The 12,526-nt window shown below is 48.7% G+C and carries 9 protein-coding genes; 4 read left to right on the plus strand and 5 right to left on the minus strand.

Translation table 11 applies throughout. The features are described from left to right. Positions 1-127 precede the first annotated feature (127 nt). On the plus strand, positions 128-1,699 hold the full coding sequence (locus AC58U0_RS02220) for an MDR family MFS transporter (RefSeq protein WP_497377403.1): 1,572 nt from the start codon (positions 128-130) through the stop codon (positions 1,697-1,699). A gap of 424 nt (positions 1,700-2,123) precedes the next feature. On the opposite strand, the gene AC58U0_RS02225 is transcribed toward AC58U0_RS02220, so the two are convergent. From AC58U0_RS02225 to AC58U0_RS02240, 4 genes are all read right to left on the minus strand, one after another. Beyond that, entirely contained in the window at positions 2,124-3,353 is a 1,230-nt protein-coding gene (locus AC58U0_RS02225; protein WP_497377405.1) for an NAD(P)/FAD-dependent oxidoreductase, read from the minus strand. Between the two features lie 160 nt (positions 3,354-3,513). Beyond that, positions 3,514-4,287 carry an EcsC family protein gene (locus AC58U0_RS02230; RefSeq protein ID WP_497377406.1) on the minus strand — a complete coding sequence of 258 codons (774 nt, stop codon included), beginning with the start codon at positions 4,285-4,287 and terminating at the stop codon, positions 3,514-3,516. Positions 4,288-5,103: 816 nt separating this feature from the next. After that, positions 5,104-6,777, minus strand: coding sequence for an ATP-binding cassette domain-containing protein (locus AC58U0_RS02235; protein WP_497377407.1), 1,674 nt, complete (start codon positions 6,775-6,777; stop codon positions 5,104-5,106). Next, entirely contained in the window at positions 6,768-7,607 is an 840-nt protein-coding gene (locus AC58U0_RS02240; protein WP_497377408.1) for an ATP-binding cassette domain-containing protein, read from the minus strand. Before AC58U0_RS02240 ends, AC58U0_RS02235 begins: the two co-directional genes overlap by 10 nt. Positions 7,608-7,725: 118 nt before the next feature. Between AC58U0_RS02240 and AC58U0_RS02245 the strand changes: the two genes are divergently transcribed. From AC58U0_RS02245 to AC58U0_RS02255, 3 genes are all read left to right on the plus strand, one after another. Beyond that, the gene (locus AC58U0_RS02245; protein WP_497377409.1) at positions 7,726-8,337 is read left to right on the plus strand and encodes a biotin transporter BioY; all 612 of its coding nucleotides are present in this window, start codon (positions 7,726-7,728) and stop codon (positions 8,335-8,337) included. 248 nt (positions 8,338-8,585) lie between these two features. Beyond that, a complete protein-coding gene (locus AC58U0_RS02250) occupies positions 8,586-10,061 on the plus strand; it encodes an S-layer homology domain-containing protein (RefSeq protein ID WP_497377410.1) in 1,476 nt (491 codons plus the stop codon). Positions 10,062-10,158: 97 nt separating this feature from the next. Continuing rightward, a complete protein-coding gene (locus tag AC58U0_RS02255; RefSeq protein WP_497377412.1) occupies positions 10,159-11,331 on the plus strand; it encodes a YncE family protein in 1,173 nt (390 codons plus the stop codon). Between the two features lie 489 nt (positions 11,332-11,820). Here the strand turns inward: AC58U0_RS02255 and AC58U0_RS02260 are convergent, their stop codons facing one another. After that, a complete protein-coding gene (locus AC58U0_RS02260) occupies positions 11,821-12,525 on the minus strand; it encodes a response regulator transcription factor (RefSeq protein WP_497377413.1) in 705 nt (234 codons plus the stop codon). Between the last annotated feature and the right edge of the window lies 1 nt (position 12,526).

Genomic DNA, 12,526 nt, shown 5'->3' on the forward strand with positions numbered 1-12,526 from the left:
ATCCAATGTTTAAAAAATACATCGCCAGACCGAGAGCTTTTTAAAGCTTGCGTCCGATGAGTGAAACTCCTTGAATATCTATACTTAGAGAAGCGTTGAGGAGTTTAATTAAAGATGAGGTGTAATCATGAAAAAGCAAGGAAACAACAAGACATTAGTTCTAATCGGGCTGCTGTTAGGCCTGGTATTCTCTGAGTTGGATCAAACCGTCGTATCGACAGCTCTACCGACCATTATTCGTGATCTGCACGGCATGACACTTTACGGCTGGGTAGCCGGGATTTACATGCTCTCGATTACGATGTTCATGCCGATCTTCGGCAAGCTTGCCGATATTTATGGCCGCAAGAAGATTTATTTAAGCTGTGTCGCCCTATTTATGATCGGATCCATCATCAGTGGGCTCGCTGACTCGATGACCACACTGCTAATCGGAAGAGGCGTTCAAGGAATCGGAGCTGGTGGACTCATGCCTTTGGCCATGATTATCATTGGCGATACATTTCCGCTGGAGCAGCGAGCCAAGGTCCAGAGCCTTGTCGGTCCGTTATTGATTCTGCCACAGCTGATCGGACCTACGATAGGCGGGTATTTCGTAAGCAATGTGAGCTGGCATTGGATCTTTCTGATCAACATTCCTATAGGACTTATCGCTGCCTTTATCGTTTCCAAAGGCTTGCGTGAAACGGCCAGCACCGAGAAAAAATCCATTGACTGGGCAGGAGCCTTTACACTCGTTCTTGCCATGCTCTCACTTCTTCTAGCTCCGGTTTTGATCGACATCAAGGGCTATACGTGGTCGTCCCCCGTTATTATCGGCTTATTGGCGCTATTCGCAGCTCTTACCATACTTTTTATCCGAATCGAATCGAAGGCCAAGGAGCCGATCATTCCGCTTGTTCTCTTCAGAAATCGGTCCGTCGTCGTATTGTCCTGTATCGTGTTCCTAACCATGCTTGGTGTCATGGGAGGCATGTCGGGATTCCCATTTTTCGCGCAGAATGTCATGGGAATGTCACCCACCTCATCCGGTTATTTGTCGCTGGCCTTCATGGCGGGAGCGATTCCCGCGAGTATTCTCTGCGGTAATCTCATAACGAAGGTTGCTTACAAGAAGCTCTTCCTCGTATCGTTCATCTTCCCGATCGTAAGCTATGTCCTGCTATCTCGCATACAGGTTGATACAACAGTTATCTACATTATCGCGGGGTTCTTCATTTTGGGACTTGGGATCGGCGTTCTCTTCGGTTCAGACAATCTGATCGTGCAGGAATCCGTTGCGCAGGAACACAGCGGAGTCGGGGTTGCAACGGTTCAGTTGTTCCAGGCCATTGGTACCACGCTAGGATTCAGTATCTTCGGAAGTTTGCTTTCAAGAAATATCGCCAGAGGTTTATCGGGATTATCGGACCAATTCCCTGAAGGAACTGCCGCGACAATCCTAAATGGCGGCATCCCGCAGGGGCTCTCAGCAGACTTACTGCTGCAGATCAAAATGGTATTTACAGAGGCGTTCCAACACATTTTTGCAATAGGCATCATTTTCGCCATTGTAGCTTTCATAGCTTGCTGGTTCATGAGAAAAGAAGTGCTGACGAATGCGGAAGAAGCTTTGAGTACAAAAGACGTGCTGACAGAAGAGGCTTTAACTGCAAAAGACGTGCTGACTACCAAAGAAGCTCTGACTAGAAATACATGACAGAATACATGGCAGAAATATACGACTGAAATACATGGCAAAATGAACGGCTTACGCCGTCCTTGAACTGGTGCGTGCAACCGTTGTTGCACAGCATGTTAGGCCCAGGATGTATATGTTGAAACAATACTTATGCGTGTAATGTTGTATGTTGTACAACTTGCCTTTCTAATTCCCCCATTTGCCCATAAACAAACCAACGAACAAATAAACAATTTACAGCAAAAGCACAAAGTCACTTACCAAATGATTATGCATGTCTCCACAATCTTACTCAGCTCAGCAAAATCAATAGCTAACTAATAAGGGGGAAGTTTGGACTCTCCCTAACCCGCCAAAAATGTTCTGGGGTCAAGAAAAAAACTGGAGAGATAATCAGATTAATTTCTGATCTTCTCAATCCAGTTTTTGCTTTTCGTCTTATTTAATTCGGCACGTGATAATTGCGCGCTGTTGTTTTTTGTTTGAAAATCATTTTTTTCCATATGAGTGGGATGCCGCCAATGAGATATAAATAGCGAGCATCGATGACCTTTTTCAGGAGAGCGGCGAATTTGCCTCTGACTTTCTTCACTTTGAGTAAGCCCACTGCCTCTCCTCTGCCCAAGGATGCCACAGTCCCTTTGAAATCGTATGCGAAGGGCTTAAGGTCACGGCCGCGAACGGCAGATAGAAGATTTCTCGCTACGTTGTAGCCTTGCTGAACGGCAATCTGGGCATTCGCAGGATAAGGCGTCCCCTCAGGGCTCATCACAATGGAGCAATCACCTGTAATAAATACATCCGGATACTGGTAAGAACGCAAGCATTCGTCAACTTTGACCCTTCCCCGCTGTACATCGAATCCTGCTTGTTGTATCAAGGAATTCCCGCGAATGCCTCCCGACCAAACAACAGTGCCTGCACGAATGAACTCGCCATTGCCTAGAATAACGCCATCCGGCGTACACTCCTTAATTGGTGTGGATAGTTTATACTGAACACCTTTGCGGCGCATGACTTCCATGCCGTATTCGACAAGATCTTCCGGTAAACCTGGAGGCAGCGCCGATGGAGAGGCTTCGATATTTATAATTTGCACAGCGGACGGGTCGACGTCATAGGTCCTGCTCAGCACAGGGATCCGATCCGCCAATTCCCCCACAAACTCTGTTCCAGTGAAGCCGGCGCCCCCAACCACAAAGGTGAGATACTCTTTCCTCTTTGGCTCCATTTTCGACTTGGCAAACATATATTCAATGTGCTGGCGAATAAAGCGCACGCTGTTAATGCTCTTAATCGACATCGCATATTCATTCATCCCAGGAATGCCGAATGTCTCGGTCTCACTCCCCAGCCCAATAACTAGATAATCGTAGGAGAGGTCGCTATCGCCGAGCACAACCCTCTTTTCCTCGGGCAAAATTTGACTTACCGTTGATTTCACAAAATGAATCTTGCGCTCATCAATCAAATCCGCAATCGCCACACGGGCATTATCGTGATGATCGGTACCGGCAGCCGGCATATGCAGATGCGTCGTCATATAGTGATAATCATGTTTGTTCACCAAGGTAACATCCATCTCACTTGCTTTCATCCGCTTCTGAAGCCTAATGGCTGTGACCAGACCACCGTAACCTGCGCCAAGAATAACCACTTTCGGTTTGCTCATTGAAATCCTCTCCTCCGATTTGTGAAATAAATCACATATAATTGTGAAAAATATCACATACTTTTATAAGATGAGCCGATGAACGACTCTTTCTTTTATAATATGCTATTTCTCATCGAAAATCACTATAAATTTGACCAGTTTTTGAACAATAAGCGTTTTATTTGGATTCGACGCCGCCGCTCTCCGCTTTATCATGTAATCTGCGCAAGCGAAAACAGTTCATTCCTGCCACGCCGAGCTCCTCCAGCAAACCAAAGTTGGCCCAAGCGCCCACCACCGCCCCGATGCCGGGAACGAGCTGAAGCATTTTACGAAAATCAATCGTATCCCGGTATTCCTGCTGCAGCTGCTGCCAATCCACTTGATTCATGTAGTCCTCAGCCGGTGGAAAGGAATGAGAAATGGTATGCCAATTCTTAATGGTATGAAGAAGACCCGGCTTCTTATTCGGACTGGAGAAGGCCAGCTGAAACACATAGAGAATGAACAACCGCTCCCGGTAATCTTTCGTTGAGTAGCCGTACGCATGCGCCAGCTCAAATAGAAATTTCAATTTAATGCCGATCAAAATAGGGAAATCCGCCAGTCCTAGCAAAATTCCACCCGCTCCCGTACCTGCTCCTTCTGCTGCGGCGATCTTTTTATATAGGGATAATAATTCCTCCGCTTTGGCATCGCTATCTGCTAAGGAAACACCGTATAGCGGGTCGTTTTTGGGGATGTAATTCATCCCGAATAGGGTCGTTTGCACGATTCCTTTGACGGTCGCGGTTATTGTCTTATGAACCTTATCAGGAATCAAATTATTGATGCTGGTTTGAACAGATTTGGAGGCTCTTTCCATCAGGTTGGGAACCCTTTGCTGCCGGATTTCCCAGCGTTTCAGCTTTTTTAACATTTGCTGCTCGTAGATTGTGTACGCTGTTTCCATTCTCGTCACCGCCATCTCTGTTCTTCAACTAAGTATAGTATACGGGGCGATTGGTCTCAAGATGACGGGGTGAGTGACGGGGAGTGTGAATCGGCAAGCGCAGCGAGTAGCCCAGCGTGAAGCGCAGCGAGGAGCTCAGCGTGAAGCGCAGCAAATAAAACCTGGTCGATGGCCAGGTTCTTGTCTAAAGCCTACGCTTGCGCATGGGGAACGAACTTCTCTTTGATTTCACTCGCTCGTTTAGATCCCAATCCGCCATCTTCTCGTCTGTAAAGATGAAATATATGGTTACAGACACGATTCCACACACCCCTCGTGACTGTAACGATGAAAAATATCTTTCCAGCTTGTGCACAGCGCATAAAACTGCTTTTTTCTCATTTGTAAGAATACAAAACATCGTTACAGACACGTTCTCACTTCCCCTCGCGACTGTAACGATGAAAAATATCTTTCCAGCTTGTGCACTGGTTTTAGGTTATTGCGCTTTGCAACAACCAGGCAATTATAGTCAATCACCGAAAGATTATGCATGTGTCCGCAACCTCACTCAGTTCAGTAAAATCCATAGCAAACCATGCTAAATAGGGGGAAGCTCTCGTCTTACCCTCTTACCCCCTATCCCAAAATCTATCAAGAAGAACAAAGGGGCTGTCCCAAAAGTCAATTTATGATTTTTCAGCCCCCACTTAGAATCAGATTCATATGTAAAAAGAATCTCCATCTCCCACTTTAGTAGTGTGGAATTGGAGGTTCTTTTGTTTAAATTTGGGACATGCTCAAACATGCGAGCACTTTTGGGACAGCCCCCCGTCTTTATGATTGCATATACATAAGTAATGCAAAACTAAGAATTCCCGTGACAACGAGAATGGTGTCCATACCTCGCCACTGTAACGTGTTTTTCCTCAGCAGCAGCTGTTTGCCGTCGATTTTTTTCAGTTCCATCGCAATGGTCATTTGCTCAGCTTTATGAAACATAGCGAGCAGCAAAGGGACGACCAGCGCCGGGATATCTCGTGAACGAACAGTACCCGGTCGGATTGATGCTTTGCCTCTAGCTCTTACGATGGCTGAGAACTGCTGCCACTCCCGCAAGATGAGCGGAATGAAGCGGAAAATCAAGGAGACGGCCAATGAAAAAGATTCAACAGGAAGCTTAAATTTGCGGAAATATTTCAAGGCCCAATTAAGCCCTTGCACGAGCTGACCATAAGGCGTCGTGACGGCTAGCCAATAACCTGCCATGAGAACGAGAAACAAACGTGTTAACGTGAGTGCCGTGCTCCAGCCACGCTCCGCCGAGAAACCAAGCGGAAATTGCCCTTCAGCGGTTGACCAGTCTAGCCCTGCCAGAAGGATCGAAATGAACATGAAGATCAGGAATGGCAGGGCGATCTTCATGCTGCCGCGAAGGACGGATCGCGGGAGGCCGAGAAACGCGAGGCTGAGGAGCAGCATGGATGCCGCGAGGCCGCTCCACTGCCGCTGCTGCATCGTCCCGATGACGAGCAGCAGGTAGAGCAGCCACTTCGCGCGCGGGTCGACCCGCAGCCACGCGGCCTGCGGCGGCTTCGAGGCCACGCCAGCTTCGCGCGTGGCCTGCGGGCTCGGCGCTGCCGCTTGCGGCGCCGGCCTAGGGCTGCCGCTGCCGCGTTCGCGCAGCGCCTCTGCGATCGCCGGAGCGGCAAGCTCCGGCGTGAGCCGGTCCGGCGCGATGGCGATGCCATAGCGCGCCAGCTCTATAGCGGCCTCCACGCAGCTCGGGAGGCCTACCCCCGCGCGCGTCAGCACCTCCGGCGCGCGGCAAAGCTCTGAAGGCGTGCCGTCGAAGACGAGCGCGCCGCGGTCTAGAACGAGGACACGGTCCGCTAGCGGAAAGAACGTGTCCAGGTCGTGCGTGGCGATGACGCAGCCGCCACGCTCGCGCGCGCGAATGATGCGCAGCAATTCGCGGACGGCTGCCGCCTCTAAGCCGGCAGTTGGCTCATCCATGAGGAGCCAGTCCGGCGCAGTGGCGAACGTTGTCGCCAGCGCGAGCCGGCGCTGCTCGCCGCCGCTCAGCGAAAAAGGCGACCGATCCATGGCGATGACGCCGCGTGGATCGAGATCAGCGCAAGCGGCGCGAATGCGGCGCTCGCGTTCGTCCGCCCCGAGGCGGTAAGGACGCAAGGAGTACGCGAATTCTTGGCGTACACTGCGAGCGAATAACTGCTGCTCGGGGAATTGAAATATTAGACCTAGACGAAGGAGATGGGCTTGGTCTACTTTTCGTTTGTGCCATAATGGCTGCTCATCAAGGGTCATCATTCCTAAGGTTGGTTCCAGAATTCCGGCCATGACCTGCAGCAGTGTTGATTTTCCAGAACCCGTATGACCAATCAATAAGGTTAGCGATCCATCCGACAAGTTGAAGCTGATATCTTTCAGCAGTTGATTGTTAGAGTCATCCGGAGCATCTATCCGGATGTCCTGCAGAGCTATGGACATAAGGACGACACCGCCTTAGCCAACTCTTCCATATCTATCGGGAGGAGGTCAAGCTGACAGCCTTGCTGCATCAGACCAATGGCAGTCTTAACCACAAAAGGCGGATCAAACCCTAACTCCATACAAGGTGTCATACCCCGCAATTCTCCCCCTTCCCCATACAAAAACGCTCTCGGCTCCCCATCAAAAGTTATCCGTCCCTCTCCAAAACCAACGACGCGCGTAGCATCCGCCAACTCTTCCAAACGATGGGTAATCCACACAATCGTCGTCCCCCGCTTATGCGCTTCCCTTACAGCTTGGCGCACTTCCTTCCTTGCAGCAGGGTCTAACATTGCGGTCGGCTCATCTAAAACAAGGATCGTTGGATGAGCAGCAAGCGCTGCTGCGAGATTCACCAACTGCTTTTGCCCACCGGATAACGTGTTAAGCGCCCGCTCGATCGGGATCGTCAATCCAACAGCAGACAAGGTTTCCATGTACCATTCTTTACGCGATTCTGTGCTTAAATTTTGCCCATTCGGCAGGTAGTCCAGCTCTTCCTGAACCGTGTCTCCAACAAACTGGGCATCCGGTATTTGCAATACACCCCGAGTTAGCCAATTCTGGTCTTGCTTATGTACGAACTGCCCACCAGAGAGCGGACCTAAGCCCAGTAATACGCTGGCTAGTGTGCTTTTGCCGCTGCCATTGGGTCCTATGACTACAATCCACTCACCCTGATGAATATCCATGGAGACATCGGACCACACTTGCCTTCCTTCTCCAGATTCTGTTCGATAAATAACGGAGGCTTTCTCCATTGAGGCTAAAATCTCACTGTTTGCCATATGTAAAATGTTCCTTTCACTTTCACAAAAGATGTGCTATCATCTGAATTGTTAACCAATATTGATCGAATTGGTTGACAATACATTTACAATAACAGAAACAGGAGCGATGAACAATATGAAACTCACTCTTCGCGGCGTTGTTTTTAGTGCACTATTTGCCGCTATTCTCGTTTTATTCAGCTTTGCCAAAATTTCTCTTCCTATGACACCCGTGCCTATTACATTGCAAACTCTGGCGGTTATGCTTGCCGGCGGACTTCTGGGAGCACGCTATGGTTTCCTTAGTATGGCACTCGTTGTCATCCTCACAGCCATCGGCTTTCCTCTGCTTCACGGGAATGGCGGTTTAGGCGTCGTCCTCGGACCTACTGGCGGCTTCATTATGATTTGGCCTTTTTCAGCTATGCTTATCGGTCTTATTTTGCCTCGTATTCGGATGAGTGGCATCATGGGTTACATCGCCGCCTTCTTAGTCCTTGAAGTATTCGGCTCTCTCATTCTGTATCTGGCCGGAGTTCCTTGGTTAATGTACAAAGTGCCTACCTATACATTTGCCAAAGCCATGGCAGCGGCGTGCTATCCATTCTTACCAGGAGATGCCATCAAAGCTGTAGTTGCAGCGCTCATCATTGCTCCTGTTCGCCAAGTATTCCCCCCGCAAAGACTTACGGGCTCCTCTTCACACAGCATTGTTAAAAGTACTAGTCCTACAGATCTTAGCGTTTAAGACTCTGAAAACGAACAACGGCCTTACAGCCGCAGAAGATCTGAGCACATACTCAAATCTTTTACGGCTGTAAGGCCATTTTTTTATATTGCTTTTCGAGCGGGGATATCAAATTTTTTACGATTTTGTAATGTGCAGCACGTAATTTTTATTCGATTGTAATGCCCTGACGTGTAAGCTAGTTCTTGTAGACAGCAGCACGATGCAACAACAGCGCAATCAAACATCATCGAATAGGAGTGTTATATATGAAAAACAGTAAAAAGACATTAGCTGCATTAACGATCACAGCAACTGTAGGTTTATCAGCAATTCTTCCTTTCAATGCACTAGCAGCAAGTCCTTTCACGGATTCTGCCAACACAGCTCAAGTTCAAACAGCGATCGAACAATTAGCGCAGCAGCAAGTTGTATCCGGATATGAGAACAACACCTTCAAACCCAATCAGACTGTAACTCGCGCAGAGGTTGCCAAAATGGTCGCACTAGCGCTTCATGTAAGCATAGACCCAGCCGCAACCAACCATTTTAACGATGTAACGAAAGGTGATTGGTTCTATTCCTATGCGGTTGCCCTTGAATCTTTAGGTGTGATGAAAGAGGTTTCCGGACAATTCCGGGGAGGTCAACCCATCTCTTCGGATCAACTTGCAGACGTGATTGCTAACGTGTTAAAAATCGATAAAACAGCGGTTGAAAAGCTGCCAAGCTTTGCATCTATCACAGGCAACCAAGTGACGCGCGGTCAAGCCGCTCTTCTTATCTTTGAAGCGCAGCAATTAGCGCCTATTCAAGTGACTAAGCTCCAAGCCTTGAATGCCATAACACTGCAAGTTACTTTCTCAGCACCGATTCCCGCGGCAGAATTGGAACTGGATCAAGCGTCCAAAAACTTTGTTTTTGACAACGGCCTGGTGATCAATAATGTTCCACGGTTAAAAACAGGTTCCAAATCCACCTACATCGTTCCAGTTCCTACCCAAAAAGCCGGGACAACTTACACGCTGACTTATAAAGGTAAGCCTGCTGGTACTTTCACAGCGAGTACGGAAAAAATCGCATTGAAATCCACGGCGCAAGTAGCTAATGATTTGTTTGAAGTTGAATCCCATTTGGCTGATGGTGTTGCTGATTACGGTTATGTGATTGCAGCTTACAGCAAAAGCCGCCCAGGCTCATTCATCGTTGACGAGAACAACACCTACAACGGCAAAACGTATCAAATTCTTTCGTCCATGCGTAACCGTCAGGTGCAAATTACCCCTGAGGGTGGCGCAACAATGACAGCGAACTACTTGCCATTCACACAAGCAACCGATGGCCGACAAGCACCTAAGTTTATTCTACCTAACGGCGAAACGTTCAAAGCCGGTGTCAAATATACCGTTTCGGCAGACTGGGCTACTCTCGCGAATCCAACTTTTACAGCCAAAGAAATCGAACCGCTTACTATCCAATCCGCTGCTGCGGTTGATACGAAGACGATTGCCGTCACACTTTCGCAAGATCCTAAGGATGAAATTTTCGTCTCTCGCCGTGTTACACTTACCGCAACTGACGGTACGGTGTTAACTGCGGAATACACGCTGACTTCACGTAAAGGCGCTGTAGGTACTTTCGCTCTTCTTAATAACGTTCAACTCGTTCCTGGCACTTCTTATACCGTTGCTCCAGTGGGTAAATGGTCAACTGCAACAGGCGTCACTTTGACTTTAACCAAATAATCTTCACACTAAAAAGATAAAGAGATCCGAGGGTACCTTAAATGAGGTGCTCTCGTTCTATTATTATTCCCATCCCACAAATTAGAGGTGAATTCCCATGTTACGTAAAAACCTTTCATTCCTGACAATATTGACTCCGCTCACGCTGCTTCTTCTATTAATAGGCTGCGGGTCGCGTCCCGACGCGGCAGTTGGCTCCAACATCGGAGCAACGGCAGCACCTGCACCTACACCTTCAGTACCTTCAACAACACCTGCCGTTAGTCCAAAACCAACAAATATCACTCCGCCTGATGCTTCCGAAACCACTTTGATGGTTACACATTCCAAGAGTGACTATATATCTTTCTTAAATCCTACTTCCGGCAGCTTCGAGAAACTCATCGTCGGTCAATCTCCTTTTGCTATTGCGGAAGGACCGAATCATCGCGCCTATGTATCAACAGCGGAAGGTATCGCAGTGGTGGATACCCAATTGCGTAAACGCGTTGCCCTAGTTCCCTACCAATCAGCTGTAGGTAAGCCGCAATATGGCGAATATCGCCCCGGTGGCATGGGCATCGCTGTTTCACCTGACGGTCGATTTGTCTACGTAGGTGTTTACTTACCCAGCAGAAGCAAAAGCCAATTAGAAATCATGGACACGGCCAATCTCTCCATGACAGGCAGTGTCTCCATCGGAATCCGACCGTTCGATGTCGTTACCAGCCTCGATGGCCGTGAAGTTTACAGCATCGACCATGATTCTTACTCCGTAACGGCTATCGATCTAGCTACTAACAAAGCTCGCACCCTTGACGTAGCTCCTTATGGTCGTGGCGGCTTCGAGAAGCCCCATTATGCGGCGGTTCGTTCCGATGGCCGTCTACTCTTGCCTTACCAAGGCCGCGGCCTTGTCGTTCTTGACCCTGTCAGCGGCAAGTATGAGACGAAGCCTTTAACTGGCAACACGCATCAGGAAGGCGTTGCCCTCACACCTGACGGCAAGCAGCTGCTCATCGTCGGCATCGGCGCTGCCGGCAGCGCAACCGGCAAGCCTAACTTAACCGTGCTCGACATAGCTGCGCATACCGAGAAAATCATTCCTCTGGCACGTATGCACCAAATGGTCGCCACCAGCGCAGACGGTCGTTACGCCTACCTCACAGGCGGGGTTACTTATGCCGATACCGGTTGGAACGGCATGACCGTTGTTGACTTGGAGTCTGGCGCAGTCCGCGACTTCGAGATCCCTGATTACCCTCTGGATGTGCAGCTGCTGAGCCGGTGAGGTGATTTTTCATCGTTAAATAGTCTCATGCCAGCTTGAAAGAATCTGGATTATTGCGCGGAAATAAGAGCCCCTAGTAGCTTCTATTTCGAGAAAAAGTAGCTAATGGTGGGAAATAGGAGTCTCCAGAGACTCTTATTTGATGCCGATCACAACATAAATAAACTTTAATGATGAAAATCATCGTCTCAGCGGCTTTATCATCAAAATGATGGCCTTCAGACACTATTTTATGATGTTTTACATCACTTAGGTGTCCTCTTAACGCAAAACACCTACTTTTGCGATAAAAAACATCGTTTCAGCCGCTGACGTGTAACTTTTCCGACACTCAGAAGTCCATTTCGGCACTCTCAGCTTATTTTGCATGTGATGCGAAACCAAAAGCCCCTTACCTGATAACGGGCAAGGGGCTTTTGCTATGTGATCTTGCTTAATGGAAATTTACTTATCCCGCTGCCACACGCACGCATGCATGCTCTCATTCCATCATTCATGCTTCGCCATGTAGCCCACCCCAGGGTAGGTTACAATAATCTCCATAATTTCTTGTCCCTCTGCAAGACTCTTAATCTTTTGGCGAATTCTCGCTATCGTGACCCGCAAATATTCAACTTCATCGCGGTATTCACTTCCCCAGATTTCACTCAGCAGCTGTTCATGGGTCATAACTTTGCCCGCATGCTGCAAGAGCAGAGCAAACAAGTTATACTCGGTCTCCGTAAACTTAACCTCAGTATCTCCCAGCCAGATTCGACGCTGAGCTAGATTAGCCGTCACGGGTCCAAGCATGATCTCGCTCGTTGAGACAGGTGTTGCCATTCGCCCATCCATCCGGCGAAGCACGGCGTTCACACGGGCGAATAGCTCATCTAACGAGAACGGCTTCGTCAAATAATCGTCCGCTCCTAGGTTAAGTCCTTGCACTTTATCCGCCCCGTTGCTCCGTGCGGTCAGCATGATGACTGGCACACTGGAGTAGGAGCGCAGCCTTTTGAGAACGTCGAATCCGTCCATGCCCGGCATCATCAGATCAAGTAAAATCAAATCCGGATCAAATCCTTCAACCTTCTCTAACGCCTCAGCGCCGCTCTGGCAGGCCAATGTTTCATAATCTAACGATTTGAGGTTCGCTGCAACGAATCGCACGATTTTCGGCTCATCATCGACGATCATAATTTTCTTCTTGTTCACT

This window comes from Paenibacillus sp. J31P190 (assembly GCF_059692075.1).